Origin of the sequence: Planomicrobium soli (assembly GCF_003014655.1) — a bacterium.
In the GTDB taxonomy this organism is placed as follows: domain Bacteria; phylum Bacillota; class Bacilli; order Bacillales_A; family Planococcaceae; genus Planococcus; species Planococcus soli_B.
In genome coordinates, this window is record NZ_PYAT01000002.1 from 354,850 (window position 1) to 376,411 (window position 21,562).

A 21,562-nucleotide genomic window follows, 5' to 3' on the forward strand; every position below is an offset into this window, starting at 1 on the left:
GAGATGTTATGACCGAAGAACAGTTGCTGGATGTAAAAGATGACCGCACTTATTTTGTGTATCTTACGAACCGGCAAAATCCATTTTCCATGTTCGAACGGAACATAGCAGATATTTTAGAACGGATGCATGATGAAATTGAGACAGGCTCCACCAACCTTTGGGTCATGAAACGCATCGGCATTGTCCATTGCCCGGAAACCCTATCTTATTTTCCGGATAATGAATTGATCGTCGAAGGTAAAACCATTTACGACAAGCCGCAGGAACAACCTTATTTAACTTTCTTATTCTCCAAAAATGTACCGGCTTCTCCAAGTTTGCTTTCCTCGCATGAGGCGATTGCTCATCATGCGTCGTTTGAAAACGCAGCCGAATTTTCTGCAGAAAAAATTCAATCGATGAAGTTGCGCCATCCGGAACTCGAATTCTCAATCTTGTGCGCTAAACTGCTTTATGACATCGATTGGCATCAATAAAAAGGTGAGCGCTGGCTTGTTTTTCAACAAGCAGCAGCTCACCTTTTTGTGTAGTCGCTTACCAAAATTTTCTTCATGAAGTTTTTTTGTTCTTTCATGAAGTTTTTCCGTTCTTACATGATTTATTAAAGCATTCACATGAACTTTCAAAACCGTTACATGAACCATTTCACTTCTAACATGATAAACTACAACCGAAACGCTTGTGCCAAGAGTTCAATCTCATTCATCCGGCTGTCTGCTCCGGCAATGCTTGGAATAACCGTAATCTCATCCGCTGCATAGATTGCAGCGATTCGCTCGATTTCCCCTTTAACATATGCAGCATCTCCAACAATCATCCGTTTTCGGTTGCGAGTTACTCTTTCTTGTTCCGACGCACTGAAACCTCGTTTCTTCGCCGTTTCAATGGATGGGTAATACGGCGGCGGTGTAGCCGACTCCACAAACAGCAGCCATAAGTCGAACGCCTTGGCGAGATCTTCCGCCTGCTCCGCCGTCTCTGCGACAATTGCAAAAACCGCAATCATCACTTTCGGCTCATCCAATAACTTAGATGGTTGAAAATGCTTCCGGTAAGCATCGACCGCTTCTACGCCCGCAATAGACGGCTTAGCGAAATGCGCATAAGCAAATGCCATCCCGTTGGCTGCAGCGATTTCCGCACTTTCTCCGCCGGTTCCAAGCATCCACATCTCCGGCGCCGTTTCCGTAATCGGTGTGGCAATCAATTCCTGAAAGCGATGCTCGGTTATTTTGTCGTCGGTGAAATATTTTTGCAGATCCTGCACTTGCTGCTCGTAGGAAATCTTAATTCCTTTCGACTCGTTCAGCGCCTGGTTCACTATCCGGAAACTCCGCGAACGCCCGATTCCAAGATCGATCCGGTTCGGATGGAGCGCTTCAAGCATCCGGAAATTCTCCGCTACTTTATACGGGCTGTAATTCGGCAGCATCACGCCGCCAGATCCAATGCGGATGTTCTTTGTTGATGTCGCCAAATGCATCATCAGCATTTCCGGCGTACTGCCCGCAACAGAAAATACCTGGTGATGCTCCGCCACCCAAAACCGATGATAGCCAAGAGCCTCTGCCCGCTGCGCCAGCTGCGTCGTTTGCAGCAGCGCCTCTCTCGCCGTTCCGCCCTCATCAATCGGGGAATAATCCAAAATATTCAATACAACCATAATGTCCTCCTTGCTGGTTCCACTCGTTTATCGGATACATACATTCTCAAGAATAAGTGTATCACTCCTAAACAAAATAAAAAGCGATGCAACTTTGCGGAACAGCGAAGCGGCTGCCAATATTTTCTTCATAAACTTTTTTTACTCTTACATGAACTCTTCTATCCCCTACAAGCATTTCCAATGCTCTTTCATGACGAACCAAGCGTTCTACGTAAACTCCGCACTATCACACATAGCCATCCTACTAAAAATCAACAAAAAAAGCCGACTCCATATAGAGTCGGCTCCATCCATCTTAATAAGGCCCGCGAATTTCCGGACGCACTTCTGCAGCATAAAACTGTTCCAGCCGCGCAAGCTCTTCTTCCGAGAAAGGCGCTGCATTCAATGCCTGCAAGTTGTCTTCCACTTGCTTAACATTTTTGAATCCTGGAATAACAGAAGAAACTGCTTCATGTTCCAAAATCCATTTCAGCGCGGCACGTGTGCGGTTGCCTCGCTCTTCTTCAATCCACGCCAATTTATCGCTCAATTCGACGCCTTTTTTGAATTCCAATCCGGCAAACGTTTCACCGACATTAAAGGCGGCTCCGTCGCGGTTGAAATTGCGGTGGTCGTCTTCTTCAAACTGCGAATCCACTTTGAACTTCCCAGTCAGCAAGCCGCTCGCCAATGGAACGCGCGCTAGAATGCCGACCCCTTTTTCCTGGGCTTTAGGGAACAGTTCTTCTATCGGCTTTTGGCGGAACATGTTGAAGATCACCTGGAGGCTGCTGACATTCGGGTTTTCCAAGCACAACAAGCCTTCTTCCACCGTTTCAACACTAACGCCGTAATAGCGGATTTTCCCTTGTTCTTTTAAACGGTTTAATACGTCAAACACTTGTCCGTCTCTTAAAATCTCAATCGGCGGGCAATGAATCTGGAACAAGTCGATTTGTTCGCGCCCGAGCCGTCTCAAGCTATCTTCTGCATATTTCGTGACGCTTTCCATCGAATACGTCGCAGGATCGTAAATGTCCCCAGCCCGGCAGAATTTCGTCGCAATGTGAATTTCGGAATGTTTTCCTTTTGTCGCTTTTGCAAGCAGTTCTTCGGCATGGCCGTCTCCGTAAACATCCGCCGTATCAAAGAAGTTAACGCCATTGTCCATCGCATAATCCAGAGCCCGCAGCGATTCCTGATCGTCTGTCGAACCCCACGATCCACCGATTGCCCATGTGCCGAAGCTCAGTTCACTTACCTTCATGTCCGTCTTGCCGATTTGGCGATAATTCATTTTCCGCACCCCACTATTTTTATTTGAATAGATTTCATTATGGAATAAGAGCCTCAACACCAGTTGAGGCTCTTATTCTATATCCTTATTTACGGAATTCTAAAAGTTTTTTGTTCAACTCTTTCGTTTGTCCGTATACGTTTTGGTAAATAGCGAACAGCTTCCGGTAAGCCGCAACGGCTTCTTCGTTTGGCTGGAACTCTTTATCTTCCTGCAAAAACGCATCCGCACAGGCTTTCAATGAATCAAACCACTGGCAACCATAAGCAGCAAGCATCGCCGCTCCCATTCCTGGGCCTTGTTCAGTTGTTAAGCGTACAATTTTCGCATTGAAAATATCCGCCTGCATTTGAAGCCAATCCTCGTTTTGTGCACCGCCGCCGATTGAGACAATCAAATCGATCCCTTTGCCGTTTTGGCGGAAGAGTTCAATCGATTCGTTCAATGAGAACGTGATGCCTTCAAGAACTGCACGGGCAAAGTCCTTTCGCTGATGGGAACTGTCCATGCCGATAAAGCTCGCGCGGATTGCCGCATCTGCATGCGGTGTCCGTTCCCCTACTAGGTAAGGCGTGAACAGCAAGCCGTTCGAACCGGCAGGGACCGTTCCGATCTCACCCAATAAGCCGTCGAATGATTCATCAGGCGCGAACGTCTCTTTGAACCACGACAAGCTGTAACCTGCTGCCAACGTGACTCCCATTGTATAAAAAGCGTCCGGAGCACCATGATTGAAGTAATGGACCTTGCCGCCAAAGTCTTTATCATCATTCGCCTCATAAGACAACACCACACCGGATGTCCCGATGCTGCAAAGCGTTTTTCCGTCTTCCAAAATCCCTGCTCCGATTGCGCCGCACGCGTTGTCAGCTCCGCCAGCAAATACGCGCGTCGATTCTGCAAGGCCGGAAGCGGCCGCAAATTCAGCCGTCACCGTTCCTACTTCCTCATGCGAATAAACAAGCGGTTGGCAAAGCGCTGGATCTAATTCAAGCAGTTCGCAGAGTTCCGTACTCCACTCTTTTTTGCTGACATCAAGCAGCAAGGTCCCCGCAGCATCGGAAAGTTCCATCTGCAGTCGGCCCGTCATCTTATAACGCAAATAATCTTTCGGCAAAACAAAGGCTTTTGCTTTGCTGAAGATTTCGGGTTCAAATTGCTTGACCCATAGAATCTTCGGCAGCGTAAACCCTTCAAGTGCCGGGTTTTTCGTAATTTGCAATAACCGCTCTTCACCAACCGCTTCATAGATCTGCTGGCATTGTGCGGTTGTCCGCGTATCGTTCCAGAGAATCGCCGGCCGCAGAACTTCATTGTTTTCATCCAGCAAAACAAGTCCGTGCATCTGCCCTGAAAAACTGATGCCTTCGATATCGCGCACATCACCGTCAAAATCCTTAAGGAGCTCAACCAGCCCGGAAGTTGTTCCATCTACCCAGTCTTGCGGATTTTGTTCGCTGTACCCAGTTCGTTCTTGAATCAATGGATACGCTTTTGATACGCTTTTCACCACGGCTCCTTGCTTATCGACGAGCAAAATTTTAACCGCGCTTGTTCCCAGATCCACTCCGATTACATACTTCATAATGACCGCTCTCCTACCGTTGAAAACTTCTTTTAGCGTACGTTTGCAGTTGCGAAAGCTTGCAGTAAATACTGGTTGATCGTTGCTTTGATCAATTCAAGACGCCCGGATGTTTGTTTGATGTTAGTCAAGTCTAAAGCGTACGCTTCAAGCTTGTGGAAATCCGTGTTTCCAGAAACAATATCAAGGCCGATGCCTTCTTTGTATGTTTTGTAGCGCTCATCTACAACATTCTCCAAAACTTTATCATCAATCAAGCTTTGTGCAACGCGCAGACCTACTGCAAATGAATCCATACCTGCAATGTGCGCATGGAACAAATCTTCCTGCTCGAACGATCCACGTCGAACTTTCGCATCAAAATTCAAGCCGCCACGGCCTAGTCCGCCGTTTTTAAGAATTTCGTACATTGCAAGCGTTGTAGTCCAAAGGTCTGTCGGGAATTCGTCTGTATCCCAGCCAAGCAATGGATCACCTTGGTTTGCGTCTACTGATCCAAGCATGTTGTTGATGCGTGCATAGTGAAGCTCGTGCTCGAAAGTATGGCCTGCAAGCGTTGCATGGTTTGCTTCAATATTAAATTTGAATTGGTCTGCAAGGCCGTAATTCTGCAAGAATGCGTGGGCTGTAGCCACATCGTAATCATATTGGTGCGTAGTCGGCTCTTTTGGTTTTGGCTCGATCAAGAACTGAGCGTCAAAGCCGATTTCTTTCGCGTAATCAACAGCCATATGATAGAAGCGGCCCAAGTTATCCAATTCCAATTTCATGTCTGTATTCAAAAGTGTTTCGTAGCCTTCACGGCCGCCCCAGAAAACATAGTTTTCAGCGCCAAGTTCCTTGCCGATTTCAAGGCCTTTTTTCACTTTTGCCGCAGAGTAAGCAAACACGTCAGCATTGCTTGAAGTTGCTGCCCCGTGGACAAAACGCGGGTGCGTGAAGTTGTTTGCCGTATTCCAAAGCAATTTCGCTTTGCTGTCTTTCATGTAATCTTTGATCATGCCGACAACCGTATCCAAGTTTTGGTTCGATTCTCTTAAATTGCTGCCTTCAGGTGCAATATCTGCATCGTGGAAGCAAAAGAACGGAACGTCTAATTTGTTATAAAACTCAAATGAAGCTTCTACGCGTGCTTTTGCCAAATCCAACTCACTGTACTTGTCCCAAGAACGTTGCATTGTGCCAGCCCCGAAAGGATCTGAGCCGTCCATCGTAAACGTGTGCCAGTAAGAAACTGCATAGCGCAGGATTTCTTCCATTGTTTTGCCGCCAACTTTTTCTTCTGGATTGTAGAATTTAAATGCGTAAGGGTTTTTTGAAGTTGCCCCTTCAAATCTGATTTTGTCAACATTCTGGAAATATGCCATAATTTTTGCCCCCTAAGATTGGTTAATTTCTTTGATAAATATAGAGAGATACGTGAATACGAATGAAAAGGCTTACAATTAAACTATAACAACATACCGTTAGTTTGTCTATTAGTTGAACAAAGTTTTCTAATTAATTTAAACGAAGAATTTATGCTAGCTGAAATAGTGAACTTTTTTGCCGGCTTAGTGTATGCTTTTATTGAATCCTTCTCGTACTATTGAGAAGGCGCTAAAAATCAATTGCAAGGATGGGTCTTTAAATGAATGCTACAAGCAGTTTTATTTATACTATTTTGGAGTGGATTACCCGCTTTGCTTATTTGAATCTTTTGTGGGTCATCTTTACACTCGCTGGTGGAATCCTATTTGGCTTTTTCCCGTCCACAACCGCTATGTTCGCCGTTAGCCGGGAGTGGCTAAGAGGCAATACCGATAAACCGGTATTCCAGACGTTCTGGAGTTATTACCGCACCGATTTCTGGAAAAGCAACCGGCTTGGCCTGTTTGTCGCAGCCATCGTTTTTCTGATCGCACTTGACATTTTCTATATCCAAGGCAGTGCCGAACTTTTATCGTGGACTTATGTTCCCTTGTTCGCCTTCATGCTGCTGTTTGTGTTATTTCTGTTCTATCTTTTTCCTAGCTTTGCCCATTACGACATCAAAGTGCGGAACATTATCAAAAATTCCTTTTTGCTCATGCTGATCAATCCCATCAACAACTTATTGATTCTCCTGACGCTGGTACCGCTCTACTTTCTCATGAGCTTTGTTCCCGCCTTGGCCGTCATCTTCGGCGGAAGCTTGTATGCTTTCATCACTATGTGGTTCGCTATGCACGCCTTCAACAAAGCCAACAAAACTAGCGGACAGGCAGAAGGTTTGTCTGAATAGAAGAATGTCGGAAAGGGCAACCGCTCGCTTTCCTTTTTTCCGCCTGCAGAAAGCTAAGCATTCAAATCATCTACACAAAAAGGCTTCACACAATAGGGGCACATCCCCTACTACGTGAAGCCTTTTTATTATGCCTTGATCATCCTTTAACCGCGCTTGAAGAAATTCCTTCAACCACTTTATTGCTGAAGAAGATGAAGGCGATGATAATTGGCAGCACGCTGATGATCAGCGTTGCCCCGATTGCGCCCCAGTCGGTCATGTATTGGCCGATAAAGTTCTGGATCCCAACTGTCAACGTCTTGTATTTCTCTGAAGAGATGAACGTATTCACGAACACGAACTCGTTCCAGTTGTAAATCATATTGATGACGATTGTTGTTGCCATAATCGGCGTCGTCATTGGCAAGATGATCCGGAAGAACATCCGGTTGACCGAACAGCCGTCAATAACCGCTGCTTCTTCGATTTCATGCGGCAATGTGTAATAAAACCCTAAAAGAATCATCAGCGTAATCGGCAAGTTATAAGCTGTATACGTCAAAACGATTGCCAACGGATTGTCGATCAAACTGACGCTCAGGAACATGCTGTAAAGCGGAATCAATGCCGAGTGGATCGGAATCATTAAGCCTACCATGAACAAACCAAGAACCAGCCCGCTTAATTTCCAGCGCATACGCGTAATAGCAAAAGCGGCCATACTTGCAAATAATACCGTTAAAATGATGGCTACAACAGTAATCCATACACTGTTGAAGAAATACGTGGCAATTCCGCCATCCCAAACTTTCTGATAGTTTTCCCATCTGAATTCGCTTGGCAGCGAGAATGGCGATCCGGCAAAAATTTCCGCGTTGCTTTTCAGCGAGAACATGAACAGCCAAATTAACGGGAGGATTTGAAATAATGCCACTGCAATCAGACATGCGTATAGAAAAAAATAACCAATGCGATTCATCAAACAAACCTCCTCTTAATATTCAATTCTTTCTTTAGTAGTGGTAACTTTGCGGATAATTACCGTTACAATCAACGTAATGATCAGCAACAAGAAACCGATTGCGCTTCCGTAGCCGAAGTTGTAGCTCGAGAACGCCAATTTGTACATATACGATGCCATAACTTCACTGGCGCCGTTAGGTCCGCCCGCAGTCATAACATAGATGAGATCAAAGTATTTCAAAGATCCGACAATCGCGAGGACGATTGTTACACTCACCACTTCTTTGATCAGCGGCAATTTGATGCGCAAGGCAATCTGTGCCGGTGTTGCTCCGTCAATTCTTGCCGCTTCAATCAACGATTCGGGAATATTTTTCAAAGCTGCATAATAGATTAAAATATAGAACCCTGCATACTGCCACAAAATCGGAATGAAGATTGCATACAGCACGATAGACGGATTTGCCAGCCAAGCCGGCGGGTTCTCTACACCGATCATCATCAGAAATGCATTCAGCATACCGTTTGACGGATTGTACATTTTCACCCAAAGCTGCGCGATGGCTACAGAAGACAACAGCATCGGGATAAGGTAAATCTTTCTAAGAAAATCAGAGCCTTTGATTTTTGAAGCTAAAATGAACGACACCAGCAGATAAACCGCTAAACTCAATGTCGAGAATACAGCCAATAGGAATGAATGCAGCGCACTATTCCAGAACAGCTTGTCTTGGAGTCCAGTAATATAATTTTCCAACCCAATAAATGTTTTCTCACCAATGCCGTCCCAATCCATTAACCCGTAATATCCTGACAGGACCAATGGGATGAAGATCAATATGGTAATCATGAGCAGGGCCGGCGCAATATAAAATGCGATAAACAGCTTATTAGACATGACTTTGTTCATTACATTCAACCCCATATCCTTAGAAAGTAGAAGAGGAGAGTCCAAATTCAGGACGTCCCCTCTTATTTAATCTGGCTTCAAATTGCTATTTTACTGCTTTGAAAGAGCTTCTTCGTGCTTCTTCGCAAACTCTTCAGGCGTCATCTGTTTCCCGAAAAGTGCCTGGATCGAGTCAAGGTGAGTTTGTGCCACTCCCGGGCTCATCTGAACGTCAGCGAACAATGTGATATTGCTGGCGTTGTTAAGTTCGTTCAGGATATCTTTATACATTTGTGGAAGTTCCAATGATTCTGCATCCACTTTTGTTGCTGGGATTACGCCAGCTTCAGTAACGGCTTTTTCGCCCCACTCTTTAACAAAATAAGCTGCGAAATCTTTTGCTTCTTCTTTTACATCGGAATTTTCAGCGACGAACAAACCAACTCCAGGTCCTCCGACAAAGCTCGTCATATCGCCTTCGCCTTTGACAGTCGGGAAGTTCATGTATTTAACAGAATCTCTGAACTCTTGTGGAACATCTTCGTTGGTAGTGAAGTTTGGAAGATCCCATGTGGCGATCATGTACATTGGCGATTGTCCGCTCATGAACATGCTCTTCGCTTCTTCATCAGCAAGTCCGTTAAAGCCATTAACGAACACGCCGTTGTCTACCATATTTTGAACTTCTTTAGCCGCTTCAACTAGTGCCGGGTCTTCAAAGCTGCCAGAACGGTCGATTGCTTTGTTCAATGTATCAGCCCCGCCGATGCGGTCAGCCAAGTACATATACCACATTGACCCGGTCCAGGAATCTCTGTTCCCTAAAGCAACCGGCTGGATGCCTGCTTCTCTGAATGCTTTGGAAGCTTCAATCAACTCTTCGTAAGTTTCCGGTACTTCAATATTGTTGTCTGTGAACATTTTTTCATTGTAGTAAATGGATACGATGTTCAATTCCAATGGCAGGCCGTATGTTTTATCTTCAATTGCATATGCTTCTGCAGTACCAGGAACAAATGCGTCTTTCAGATCCGACTCAATTACATCGTCAAGCGGCGCAAACATGTTGCCGCCCACGTAAGGCTCAAGGAATCCTGCCGACCAAGTCAAGCCAACATCCGGCAATTCTTTCGATGTTGATAAAACACGCAATTTATCTTTATATTGTTCGTTGCTTAATACTTCCAGATCTACTTTAACGCCTTCATTTTCTTTTTCGTAATCCGCGATAATATCGTTTACCACGTCATAATGTTTTTTCGAACTGCCTTCAGGCCATAAATGCATGAACTGGATTTCTTTTTCCCCACTTGCACTTGATGACTCCTCTGACCCCGATGAACAGCCAACCAACATGAAAGATGAAACAACAGCAGATAACAAAACTGTGAGCGTTTTCTTCTTAATCATCATCTTTTCCCCCAATGCATTCTAGTGTTACAACAATATTCTGATTGTTGTATGCGTTTTCATTATAGCAAAGAGAATTTTGTTAGTCTAGTGGATAAACAAAGTTTTTTTAGTTATAATTTTTATATAGAATTTATTGCAGGTTGAAAAAAGAAAAGGCAGCGTTATTCCTTCCTTTGCAGGTAATAGATCCTATAGTAAATTTAATTGATGTTATTAACTCTTCGTTTTGTTTGTTAGAATGAAGAAAAAATAGAGAGAGGGCTGGTCCGAATGAACATGAAAGAAAATAGAACGTGGAACCATCACGTCGTCAAAGAAGGCAACAAATCTTTGGTTATGGAAATGATCAAAAACGAATCCCCTATTTCCAGAGCCGCAGTCGCAAGCCAAACCGGCCTCAATAAAGGAACTGTGTCTTCTTTAGTTGCGGATTTGATGGACGACCATTTGATCTATGAATCGGGGCCTGGCGTATCCAGCGGCGGCAGACGACCTGTCATGCTGCTGTTCAACGGTTCGGCCGGCCATTCTATCGGCATCGACCTCGGCGTCAACTATTTACTTGGCATCTTGACTGACCTGGAAGGCAACATCATTGAAAAGAAAGAACTGAATTTCAAAAACCATTCTTATGAGGAAATTGAAAAGAAGTTGTTTGAAGTTATTGACCTATTAACTTCGATTGCTCCGCCAAGCCCCCACGGCATTATCGGAATTGGAGTAGGGGTGCCAGGAATCGTGGATACAAATGGCAGTATTCTGCTTGCCCCTAACTTGAACTGGAAAAACGTCAATTTAAAAACAGTCATTGAAACCAAATACAGGCTGCCGGTCATTATTGAAAACGAAGCAAATGCAGGCGCTTACGGCGAGAAGCAGTTTGGCGTCGGCCAGGAAAGCGAAAACATCATTTACGTAAGTGCGGGAATTGGAATAGGCGTCGGCCTTATCTTGAACGGTTCTCTATATAAAGGCGCAAACGGTTTTTCAGGGGAACTTGGCCACATGACAATTCAAGTGGACGGTCCGGTGTGCCGCTGCGGAAACCAGGGCTGTTGGGAACTTTATGCCTCTGAACAAGCTTTGATTGCCAAAGCTGCGCAATTGAACTTGCCTGTTCCCGCCAAACAGGAATTGGAGCTAACTACTTTGATTTCTCTTGCTGAAAATGGCAACCAGGAAATCATCACGTTATTTGAGGAAGTCGGAGATTTGCTGGGTGTGGGCATCAATAACATCATCAATACGTTTAATCCGCAACAAGTCATTATTGGCAACCGTTTGGCCTCTTCTAACCGCTGGCTGGAAGAATCGCTGAACAAACGCGTGTCTAAACAAGCTCTTTGGTTCCAGCAGAACGACTTGCAGATCAGTTTTTCCGAACTGTCCACGCTGTCAGCAGCCCTTGGCGTTTCAGCTTTTTCTATCGAGAACTTCATAAGCGTCCGGATGCAGCCGAAAAGTTTTGTTTAACCCTCCCTTGTCTTTCATTGAAAGATTGGGTACTTGAATATACTTTGTTTGCTTATTGAACTAAGTAGTGTATTATCAAAGTTAACGCTGTAAAAATTTCTGATTTTTGATTTTATTGACAGAAAGTTTCTTAGAAACTTTCTCTATAAAATCAAGTATCGGTTTTTTTACATTGGGCTCTCATCTTACGCTTTTTTGAAAGCACTTACATAAGCGGTTGGCGGAAGATGAAATCTTACATAAAGGGTGACTCCAATGACAACTATTCAAAATCCAATTTTGCCGGGCTTCAATCCAGATCCAAGCATTTGCCGTGTAGGAGAAGACTATTATATCGCGGTTTCTACCTTTGAATGGTTTCCCGGCGTCGGCATCTATCATTCGAAAGACTTGAAAAACTGGCGCTTAGCTTCCCGGCCGCTCAACCGCTTAAGCCAACTGAACATGATGGGCAATCCGAATTCCGGCGGCGTATGGGCACCAGCCCTTTCGTACAGCGACGGCCAGTTCTGGCTGATTTTTACGGATGTAAAAGTGACGGAAGGCCAGTGGAAAGACTGCCACAACTATTTAGTGACTTGCGAAACGATTGACGGTGACTGGTCGGAGCCGATTTACTTGAACAGCTCAGGCTTTGACCCTTCCCTTTTCCATGACGAATCAGGCAAAAAATACTTGGTCAATATGAACTGGGACCACCGCATGGGCAATCATAACTTTTACGGCATCGCATTGCAGGAATACAGCGTGGAAGAGCAGAAAATGGTCGGCAAACCGGAAATTATTTTCAAAGGCACCGATGTCATGCTGACGGAAGCGCCGCATCTTTACAAAATTGGTGACTATTATTATTTACTCACAGCTGAAGGCGGCACGAAATACGATCATCAGGCGACTATTGCGCGCTCAAAAGATTTGCACGGGCCGTACGAAGTGCATCCGGAAAATCCCCTGATCACGTCGTTCTTCTCGCCGAGAAATCCGCTGCAAAAATCGGGACATGCATCCATTGTCCACACCCATACAGATGAATGGTTCCTGGTCCACTTAACAGGCCGTCCGTTGTCCCGTGCCGGTCAGGCGCTCCTTGATCCGCGCGGCTTCTGCCCGCTTGGCCGTGAGACTGCCATTCAGCGCGTGGAATGGAAAAATGATTGGCCGTTTGTAGTCGGAGGCAACCAGCCTTCGCTCGAAATTGAAGGACCGGCTATCGAAGAAGTTCAATGGGAGCCGAACTTCCCGGAAAAAGACGAATTTGACTCTGAAACCTTGAACCTGCATTTCCAATCACTGCGCATTCCATTGGAGGAAAACATCATTTCGTTAAAGGAGAATCCAGGGCATCTGCGCATCCGCGGAAGAGAATCGTTGACGTCGAAGTTCACGCAAGCGTTTGTCGCAAGACGCTGGCAGCACTTCCACTTTACAGCGGAAACGAAAGTCGCGTTCAACCCGGACACTTTCCAGCAAGCAGCTGGCCTGGTGAATTACTACAACACAGAAAACTGGACTGCCTTGCAAATCACCTGGCATGAAGAAAAAGGACGCATCTTGGATATCATGACGTGTGATAACTTCGCTTTCGACCAGCCGCTTCAAGGAAATGAAATTGTTATTCCAGAAGACGTAGAGTATGTTTACTTGAAAGTCGACGTTAACGCGGACATCTATCAATACTCGTATTCATTCGATGGCGCTAACTGGAACTTGATCCCGATCCGTTTCGGTTCACACAAATTGTCGGATGATTATATCCAAGGCGGCGGCTTCTTCACCGGCGCATTCGTCGGCATGCAGTGCCAAGATACATCCGGCCAGAACCTGCCTGCTGATTTTGATTATTTCACGTATAAAGTAAACGAATAAAAAGAGAGCGGCTTATTGCGAGCCGCTCTCTTTTACTTTTTATTATCCTCCCCCAATTCTTATCTGGAGATTTTTCAAAATCATCCTCGTTCCAACCGTTCGCTTTCCTCCACCAAATCCAGTCTACGCATTTCTTTGAGGATCATCTGTTTCAAGCCGGGATCGTCTTCTGTATGAAAGAAAAACTGGGCATCCCGGATAAACGCCAACCGGCTTTCTATTGGAGCGCGTGCAAAAAAAGCTTCAGCTTGCTTTAAATCTACAGGTACATCCTTCTCTACCTGAAAACGCTCTTGCTGGCTGGTTGCGTTATTCATTGGCACTACGCCAAGCCCATCATGAGTAGCAAGAACGGTCTTCTTCGCCCGATCTTCTTTCACTTCTATTTCAACATATTGGTATACATCTTCAATTGTCCGACAGCCAAGTGACTCTTTCATTTTTTCAATTACCTTATTGGTTACCGCTTCATATTCAGGGTATTCTCCTTCTCTTTCCTTACTCTCCTTAAAAAATTTCTGATAATGTGCCCGCTCGCTCATAAGAAGAAAATTAGAAATGGCAACAGCACTTTTTAGAGTATAAAGAAGATCTACAAATTCAGCAGCATTTTTCGCTACTAGCTTGATATGATCGCCATAATCTGTCGGACTGAGACAGACGACAAAAGCATTTTCCAAATCAGGCACCGTCCCAAAATCACTTAACAACCCATAATGGATACCATCAGATCCAATATGGCCAAAAACGATTACATCATAAGGAGTTACATTATACGCCATCTCGTTATCCGTCCACATGAAGCTAAATCCTGCATCGAGCGATAACCCTTCTTTTTCAAGTGCAGCGTCAAAGTTCTTCAACTTTTCTAAAGTAACTGGCAGCTTAGCGTACTTGCCGTAATTGTCCATGTCAAGTTCTCCTCATTGTCTATTCTAAAACCATCAAACTCTCTTTAAAAAGCTCTTTCAGCGTGTCCAGCGGCTTGACGCCTCTGTTGTACTTGTAGCGTTCGAATTCGATTTCACCAACATGCATGCCGACATTGTATTCACCGATTGCGCTATCAAGGAGCACAAGCGCCAAGGAAATATACTCTTCTTCCTGTTCCGCCGTTAGTCCTTTTATATAGAGGCAGAGATGGATTAACTGTGTTTGTTCGCCTATTTCGTGGGAATAGAAAATATCATCCATCGTCAATTTTACTCCGTTGCACTCCGCTGAAAAGTCATCGTTTCTCGCTTGCCGAAACGGAATGATTTCAAAACCAGGCAATTCAGGTGCCGCTTTTACAAGATGAACCACATCGTCAAATGCTTCCACAATGCCATCTGCACTGACGATGAACTCTCGTTTTCCATCTACCAACTCTGAACTGAACTCCCAAGCCAAGTCGTCATTTACTTTACGGATTTTCTTGTCCAACTGAGTTAACAGCTTTTCTGTCTTGTCATCCGTTAGTTCATAATATGATTGGCCGTTGGCTTCAAACCATTCCCAGAATGCCACAACCTTATCTTTTCTCTTCGGCAACCAATTCATCTCATCTACCCCCTAAGACTAGAATGGCTTTTTTCTATCATAAACCTTTTATCTGAATAATCCATCAACTTTTCTGGTATTTATTCATTTTATTTCAAGTAATTTCTACATCATGCACGCTAAATTTATACCAAGTAAATGGACCTTCTTCAAGAAGCCACGTTATTTCGATTTCCGCCGGTATAGTAAAACCATCCACATTCATTTGCCGCTTGATTTCTGCAACGCAAGGAAAGCGTTTCGCCTCGTTTCCATTATCTTTAAATCGAAGAGCGGTGATTCGGATCAATTCTCCTTGTTCATTTATATGGAAAGTTGCCGATCCCGTTACACCATTTATAGACATTGTTGCTTCCGCTGCTGTACCATCCTCTTCTTTCCACACTAAATAAGGAAGAAGCGCAGCTGTTGGATACCAGGCCATTTCCATCAGGAAGCGCTGGAGAGCTGATTCGTTTGTTTTTGCATCCCCTTCCACTTGCGCCAGTGGAACAAGTGCCGCCATTTTGATGAGCATTTGCGCTTTTCCATCCTTAAAGCTGTCCTTGCCGATCACTGGCATGAACGGGTTCATTTTCATCTTCACTGTCCAAACGAATGAAGGCGGGAGGGTTGTAATCACTTGTTCCGCCTCCGCTTTTGTCCACTTTCTTTGTTCGGGCTTCAGCTTCATCCATCCGGTCTGCTTTAATCGCACGCACTTGATCCCTTGTCTTCCAACCGCTCCGCTGTTCTTCAGCCAACGCTGTACGGGTGCCGGAAGAGTTTCAAATTCAGCAAATGGCGGATGGGTACTGGAGCTTGCCAACAAGTCGGCGATAGCTTTGTCGCTTTGAGCCGTGAAATTCCAGACAGACTTTTGATAAAGAACAGCCAAAACAGCTGCAAAAATTCCCAAAATTCCTCTCATCGGTTTTCCTCCTCTGGTCGAGCCGCATGGATTTTGGCATAGAAAAACTCCCCGTATCGTGTATAGAATCTATACGACACAGAGAGCGGTTTTCCCTTTAGATTTATCTCAGCAAATATGTACGGATCATTTTGGAACTTTTATGTTGTTCACATAATTCAATACTTCATTTAGCGTCATGTCAGCCATTGAGTCCAACCGGTGCTCAACATGACAGAAATCCATGGTATGCGTCACTGGGTTCGGTACGATGACGCAATTCATTCCTGCACGTTTTGCAGCCAAGGCGCCATTTGCGGAATCTTCGAATACGAGGCATTCCTCGGTGGACAAGCCAAGGCATTCTGCTGCTAAAAGATAAAGGGCAGGATCGGGCTTTACGTTTTCCACGTCATCCGACGTTTTGATGCATTCAAAATATTCATAGAGCCCCAATTTTTTCAGATTGCTGGTGACCCATTGGAAATTCGAACTAGAAGCCAAGCCGATTTTCAAGCCCTGTTCTTTTGCGGCCTTCAAATAATCCTCCACGCCTGCACGGGCTTTCTCCTCAGCCATTTTCGCATGATACTTTTTGCTGAACTGTTCCCGCAAAACGTCCTGCTCCACTTTTCGCTCCAGCAGTTCTTCCAAATAGTCAAGGGCAGAAAAACCGGAATGGGTGCCGATTTCCTGCTGCCAGCGGGCTATCGGCAGTTCTGTACCATGTTCAGCAAATATTTCCTGATAAACGGTAAACTGATGAGTTTCCGTATCAAAAATCAATCCATCAAAATCAAAAATGATTCCTTTAATCATCTCTTCATCTCCTCTTCCTTTATGGACTATCGGCAAAAATGACAAAAGCACCCAAATTCAGGTGCGGTAAATGAAAGCTGGCTAATCGGTATAATCCGACTCGATGTAGAATTTTACCCGGTCTCCAGCCAAGTAGTATTTTGAGTAATGGACAGGCTGGTCCGTTTCCCCATAGATGATCTTTTTGACCAGGATGACCGATGAGGTTTTGTTGATGCCTAAATACCGGCAAATATCACTTGAAGGATGAACATATTCAATTTCTTTTTTCACTTTTGTAAATTTGATCTTATACTTTTCCCGGATCAACTGAAACGTCGAGGCGCTGTTTGTCAATAGCGGCTCGATGTCGGGATAGACGCTTAGCGGCAGATAAGCATAGTCCACACTGAACGGGCCTTCCGCATCTTTTACGACACGCACCAATTCCAGAAACTCGGTTTCTTTATAGGAAAAAGCTTTCGAAATATCATGATCGTCTACAATAACCCGCTTGTACAAAACCTCTTTATCAATATTGTTTTCTTCTGTAGACAATCCTTCTGTAAACCCTTTCAGATTCAACAAATGCAAATCTTTTTTAGAGGCTTTAACGAATGTTCCCTTGCCTCTGATTACTTCGATAAACCCTTCTTCGCCCAATTCTTTAATGGCTCGACGAATGGTGATTCGGCTGACGTTGAAAATCTCGCACAACTCGGATTCGTTCGGCAGTTTATGTCCAGCTTTCAAATTGTTGTTTTTGATCAGCTCTTTAATGCCGGCTTTAATCTGTTCATACAACAATACAGGACTTTCCGCGTTCGCACTATTGTGATTGTTCATAGCTTCTCTCCTATAGGTGTATTTTAATGATGCTGTTTTTTTAACTTTACAGGAGGAGAGACTTTTAAACAATTTTTAGAAACTTTTCGGATACCCGAAACCTCCGTATATCCCGCAAGTTGTTTCAGCTGATTTGGTCGCTTTTTCAAGAGCAGCTTCCGGACTTTCCCCATTTATATAATTCACTAAAAACCCGCCGATTAAACTGTCTCCTGCTCCCATTGTATCGACAACTTGAATCGGGTTCAGTTTTTGTTCGATCCGCTCCCCGTTGCAGACAAACACGGCTGGCAGGCTTCCTCTTGTCATTGCAAACACTTCAAAATTGAACGCTTTTACTTGTTCGATGAATCCGTCCAATTCATCGTTGGCCAAATCCGCAGCCGAAAAGAAGGCATAGTTGATGTGAGGGGCAATCGATTTTACATAGTCGATCTCCAGTCTGTTCGAAAAGTCGAAAGATACGTTCACGACATTCGAAAGTTTTGGCAATTCGCTCTCCATCGACGAATAGCAGCTCACATGGCAAAGATCGAATTCGGAGATGTACTCCAATTCTTCAGGAACCAATTGAAGCTTCAGTTTATGCTGCACTGTATTTTTAGGCCCTCCTACGAATACGCGATCACCTTCATCGGTCAGCGACACTTGCGGCTGCCCGCTCAAGCCTTCTGCAGTTCGCGAAAATCGGAAATCCACCGCTTCTTCCTTCAATGCATATTGGATGTGCTCCGCCTTGTCGTCAGTACCGAAAATTCCGATATAGGCGGCACTTTCTGCTCCGTTCTTTTTGGCGTTTACTGCGACATTTACGCAGTTCCCCCCTGGATAATACGTTTGCTGATCCAAATAGCAATCCACCACATTATCTCCAACAGCTATCAACTTCATTCTTTTTCCTCCTCTTACCCTTTGACGGACCCTTCTGACAAACCTCTTACTAAGAATTTTTGCAGTACCACCAGCAAGATCACCATCGGAATCGACGCAATTACCATCCCTGACAGCAATACTCCCCAATCCGTTCTCAGGGCGTCTTTGAAATTCATCAAACCTGATGGGATCGTCTTCAACACTTCCGAATCAATAAAAACGGTCGCAAACAAAAATTCGTTCCAAGCGAAAAACGCAGTCAACACAACCGTGGTCAAAATAATCGGAATCGACAACGGCAGATAGATTCGCGCATAAATACCAAATTCACTGCAGCCATCAATGATTGCTGACTCTTCCAGCTCTTTAGGGATGCTCAAAAAGAAAGCCCGGATCAAAATGATGGTCAGTGGCAATCTGAACGCTACATAAGTTAAGATCAGTGCCCATCTGGTATCGATGAGACCGAACCAACTTAAAATTTCGAACAATGGGATCAGCGCAACTTGAGGGTTCATCATAATGCCGCCAATGATGAAAATCAGTGCCGCATCAATCCATTTTGAACGGTATCTTGACAAGGTGAAAGCTGCCATCGATCCGATTAGGACAACCAATACAATAGTCGCTAAAGTGACCAGTACACTATTGAAAAAATAACTGGATATCCCCATCGACCAGGCAGTTGTATAGTTTTCGAAATGCCAGACCGACGGAAGCCCCCACACGTTGTTGTAAATTTCATCATAGCTTTTGAAAGAAGATACGACCATCCAGAACAGCGGATAAAGAATAAGAAAGGCAAACAACAGTAATCCGAGAAGAACTGCGTACTTCGAGAGACCGCCAGTAATGTTGAGCTTTGCTTTTGAGCGCGGCTTGCTGGCCGTTCGATCCCGTTCTAAAAAATCTCCTTTGATATCCGTCTTGACCATCCTAATCATCCTTTCCTGTTCCGGAAACTCGAATTTGAATCAGTGCAAAAATAGCGGATAAGACAAAAATCAAGGTCGCGATAACTGAAGCATAACCCATATTGTCTTTTCCGAACCCTTGCTCGTACATCAACACCGACAGGGTCGTCGAACTAAAACCTGGCCCTCCACCAGTTAAAATGAACGGTTCGTTGAACACGAGAATTGATCCTGTAACTGTGATCAACACGTTTACAAACATGGTTTCTTTCACTTGCGGAACCGTAATATTGAAAAACTTTCTGATCTTCCCCGCTCCATCTATATCAGCCGCTTCGTACAAATCTTTGGGAATTTTTTGGATTGCTACAATGAACAACATGGTGATAAAGCCGATGCTTTGCCATTGGGACATGGCGATGACCGCATATATCGCTGTTGTAGCATTTCCTAACCAAGGCACGGCTAAATTTTCTAGACCAATTAATTCTAGGAAACTATTCAAAAGCCCCATTTGCGGGTTGTAAACAAATGTGAACAATAAAGCGATTACTGAAATGGAAATCATGACAGGCATAAAGTAAATTACGCGCAAAGCGGGTGCGATTCTTCTAAACACTTTGTCTTCCAAAATCGTTGCAAGGACCAACGCGAAAAACACTTGGAAGAAAACGGAGATAACAGCGTATTTCACATTGTTGATAAAAGCCGCCACGATCACCTTATCTTGAAGCAATTGCTGAAATGAAGCGAAGCCGACAAACTCTTTTGTAGGGGAGAAAACACTGAATTGGAAAAAGCTATTGTACAAATTCTGGACCAGCGGAAAATAAATGAAGAGACCTAAAAACAATATACTCGGCAAGATAAACAAGGTTGGTATTAGCGGGATTTTTCTGGCGGTCATACATACACCTTCTCTCATTATAATAAGTCCTAACATTCCAAGAACATTAGGACTTATTTAGTTTTTCCGTTTACTTGTTAAGTTTTTTCGCTTCTTGCTGGACTGTTTTCATAATGTCTTCCGGAGTGGATTGGCCGGTAGCCAATTCTTGTCCACCGCGCATGAACACGTCAGCGATGTTGATGTTCACTGCGTTATCAAACCATGGCGCTGTTGAAGTAGCGTTGGTTACCAGTTCGTAAGCTTCCTGGCTTGTCGCGTTGACGTTATCAGAAGTGACAGCCCCTTTGACTGCGTTAAGCTGTCCATCCGTTTTCGTAAATTCAGCAGCTGTTTCTGCAGAAGTCAGGAACTTCAAGAAATCGATTGTTTCTTTAGGCGCTGTTTTGCTGACCATCCAGCCTTCCGGCGCACCTGTCAATGCAGTCGGATCGCCTTTGCCATCTTCAACTGCCGGGAAATCGAAGAATCCAAAATCAACTTTGCCTGCTTCTTGCACCATCTTGATTTCCGCAAATTGCATATACAGGACTGGCACTTCTCCAGCAGCGAACATATTGCGGGCCGCTTCATGATCCATCGCAGTGGAAACGTCGCCCATATATCCCGTCAACTGTTTGAAGATCTCCAAACCTTTGATATAACCAGGGTCTGTAAACTCCCCTGTTTCCGCTTTATAGTCTTTTTCCAGCACTGCCGGATCAACCACTCGCTTAAAGATTGTTCCAAGATAGTGTGAGATTGCCCATGTGTCAGTCAAACCTTCCACTAGTGGCTGTTCAAAGCCCGCTTGCTTCAAAGAATCAAGCGCCGCAATAAATTCGTCGTATGTTTTAGGAACGGCAATATTGTTTTCTTCAAAAATAGCTTTGTTATAGAAAAATGCTTTTCCATCAACTGTAAACGGGACACCATAAGTTTCTTCGTTGAATTTGAAGCCTTCGTACTGGGATTCGATGATGCTCGATGACCATTCCGTGTCTTCGCTTAAGACATCATTTAATGGCATGATTTTTTCTGATGATACCAGATTTTCAGCAAATGAATAGGACCAGGAAGAAAAAATGTCCGGCAAATCATTGCTGGAAACCAAAACTTTGATTTTTTCCTTATAAGAATCGTTCAGAACCGAATTCACATTGATATGAACATCCGGGTTCGCTTCCATATACTCTTTAATTTTTTCATCGTAGAAAGATTTGCGGGGCTCATTTGGCCAACGGTGGAAAAAGTCGATCACGACTTTTCCCTCTTCATTGCTGGCGGTAGTTGTATTACTCGAATTACATGCAGACAAAACTGAACTGAGGAGAAGCAAAAAAATTGAGAACAACAGCATCTTCTTCATTTCATAACCCCCTTCAAATAGTGAAGCCTTCGTTTCGGAAAAAAGTATGGAGGAACTCTACCC

At 44.4% G+C, this 21,562-nt stretch carries 20 protein-coding genes; 4 read left to right on the forward strand and 16 right to left on the reverse strand.

The features are described from left to right. Positions 1-8 precede the first annotated feature (8 nt). Entirely contained in the window at positions 9-479 is a 471-nt protein-coding gene (locus B0H99_RS03895) for a hypothetical protein (RefSeq protein ID WP_106532318.1), read from the forward strand. A 188-nt stretch (positions 480-667) separates the two neighbouring features. Here B0H99_RS03895 and B0H99_RS03900 read toward each other — a convergent pair whose 3' ends face one another. From B0H99_RS03900 to xylA, 4 genes are all read right to left on the reverse strand, one after another. Then, positions 668-1,666 (reverse strand): LLM class flavin-dependent oxidoreductase, encoded by a 999-nt coding sequence (locus B0H99_RS03900; RefSeq protein WP_106532319.1) that lies wholly within the window; start codon positions 1,664-1,666, stop codon positions 668-670. 298 nt (positions 1,667-1,964) lie between these two features. Then, the gene (locus tag B0H99_RS03905; protein WP_106532320.1) at positions 1,965-2,948 is read right to left on the reverse strand and encodes an aldo/keto reductase; all 984 of its coding nucleotides are present in this window, start codon (positions 2,946-2,948) and stop codon (positions 1,965-1,967) included. A gap of 85 nt (positions 2,949-3,033) precedes the next feature. Continuing rightward, positions 3,034-4,533, reverse strand: coding sequence for a xylulokinase (xylB, locus tag B0H99_RS03910; protein WP_106532321.1), 1,500 nt, complete (start codon positions 4,531-4,533; stop codon positions 3,034-3,036). A 32-nt stretch (positions 4,534-4,565) separates the two neighbouring features. After that, a complete protein-coding gene (gene xylA, locus B0H99_RS03915; protein ID WP_106532322.1) occupies positions 4,566-5,900 on the reverse strand; it encodes a xylose isomerase in 1,335 nt (444 codons plus the stop codon). A gap of 263 nt (positions 5,901-6,163) precedes the next feature. Between xylA and B0H99_RS03920 the strand changes: the two genes are divergently transcribed. After that, a complete protein-coding gene (locus B0H99_RS03920) occupies positions 6,164-6,796 on the forward strand; it encodes a YesL family protein (protein WP_106532323.1) in 633 nt (210 codons plus the stop codon). A gap of 139 nt (positions 6,797-6,935) precedes the next feature. Here the strand turns inward: B0H99_RS03920 and B0H99_RS03925 are convergent, their stop codons facing one another. The 3 genes from B0H99_RS03925 to B0H99_RS03935 all read right to left on the reverse strand — a co-directional run bounded on the left by B0H99_RS03925 (position 6,936) and on the right by B0H99_RS03935 (position 10,040). Beyond that, positions 6,936-7,757 (reverse strand): carbohydrate ABC transporter permease, encoded by an 822-nt coding sequence (locus tag B0H99_RS03925; protein WP_106532324.1) that lies wholly within the window; start codon positions 7,755-7,757, stop codon positions 6,936-6,938. Between the two features lie 15 nt (positions 7,758-7,772). Then, the gene (locus B0H99_RS03930; protein WP_106532325.1) at positions 7,773-8,651 is read right to left on the reverse strand and encodes a carbohydrate ABC transporter permease; all 879 of its coding nucleotides are present in this window, start codon (positions 8,649-8,651) and stop codon (positions 7,773-7,775) included. 90 nt (positions 8,652-8,741) lie between these two features. Beyond that, positions 8,742-10,040 carry an extracellular solute-binding protein gene (locus B0H99_RS03935; protein WP_106532326.1) on the reverse strand — a complete coding sequence of 433 codons (1,299 nt, stop codon included), beginning with the start codon at positions 10,038-10,040 and terminating at the stop codon, positions 8,742-8,744. A gap of 279 nt (positions 10,041-10,319) precedes the next feature. Here B0H99_RS03935 and B0H99_RS03940 point away from each other — a divergent pair, with 279 nt between their 5' ends. Beyond that, positions 10,320-11,516: an ROK family protein gene (locus tag B0H99_RS03940; RefSeq protein WP_106532380.1), complete on the forward strand. Its 1,197-nt coding sequence runs from the start codon at positions 10,320-10,322 to the stop codon at positions 11,514-11,516. A 255-nt stretch (positions 11,517-11,771) separates the two neighbouring features. Further along, positions 11,772-13,382: a glycoside hydrolase family 43 protein gene (locus tag B0H99_RS03945; protein WP_106532327.1), complete on the forward strand. Its 1,611-nt coding sequence runs from the start codon at positions 11,772-11,774 to the stop codon at positions 13,380-13,382. 80 nt (positions 13,383-13,462) lie between these two features. On the opposite strand, the gene B0H99_RS03950 is transcribed toward B0H99_RS03945, so the two are convergent. From B0H99_RS03950 to B0H99_RS03990, 9 genes are all read right to left on the reverse strand, one after another. After that, a complete protein-coding gene (locus tag B0H99_RS03950) occupies positions 13,463-14,293 on the reverse strand; it encodes a hypothetical protein (protein WP_106532328.1) in 831 nt (276 codons plus the stop codon). Positions 14,294-14,312: 19 nt separating this feature from the next. Then, positions 14,313-14,924 carry a hypothetical protein gene (locus tag B0H99_RS03955; protein ID WP_106532329.1) on the reverse strand — a complete coding sequence of 204 codons (612 nt, stop codon included), beginning with the start codon at positions 14,922-14,924 and terminating at the stop codon, positions 14,313-14,315. Between the two features lie 94 nt (positions 14,925-15,018). Further along, entirely contained in the window at positions 15,019-15,834 is an 816-nt protein-coding gene (locus B0H99_RS03960; protein ID WP_106532330.1) for a DUF6920 family protein, read from the reverse strand. A gap of 126 nt (positions 15,835-15,960) precedes the next feature. Beyond that, complete coding sequence (locus B0H99_RS03965) at positions 15,961-16,632, reverse strand: HAD family hydrolase (RefSeq protein WP_106532331.1); 672 nt, start codon at positions 16,630-16,632, stop codon at positions 15,961-15,963. A gap of 81 nt (positions 16,633-16,713) precedes the next feature. Next, on the reverse strand, positions 16,714-17,457 hold the full coding sequence (locus B0H99_RS03970) for a GntR family transcriptional regulator (protein WP_106532332.1): 744 nt from the start codon (positions 17,455-17,457) through the stop codon (positions 16,714-16,716). Between the two features lie 75 nt (positions 17,458-17,532). Beyond that, positions 17,533-18,348: a PfkB family carbohydrate kinase gene (locus tag B0H99_RS03975; RefSeq protein WP_106532333.1), complete on the reverse strand. Its 816-nt coding sequence runs from the start codon at positions 18,346-18,348 to the stop codon at positions 17,533-17,535. Positions 18,349-18,362: 14 nt separating this feature from the next. Further along, positions 18,363-19,265 carry a carbohydrate ABC transporter permease gene (locus B0H99_RS03980; protein WP_106532334.1) on the reverse strand — a complete coding sequence of 301 codons (903 nt, stop codon included), beginning with the start codon at positions 19,263-19,265 and terminating at the stop codon, positions 18,363-18,365. A gap of 1 nt (position 19,266) precedes the next feature. Beyond that, positions 19,267-20,151: a carbohydrate ABC transporter permease gene (locus B0H99_RS03985; protein WP_106532335.1), complete on the reverse strand. Its 885-nt coding sequence runs from the start codon at positions 20,149-20,151 to the stop codon at positions 19,267-19,269. Positions 20,152-20,221: 70 nt separating this feature from the next. Beyond that, complete coding sequence (locus B0H99_RS03990; protein WP_106532336.1) at positions 20,222-21,499, reverse strand: ABC transporter substrate-binding protein; 1,278 nt, start codon at positions 21,497-21,499, stop codon at positions 20,222-20,224. Between the last annotated feature and the right edge of the window lie 63 nt (positions 21,500-21,562).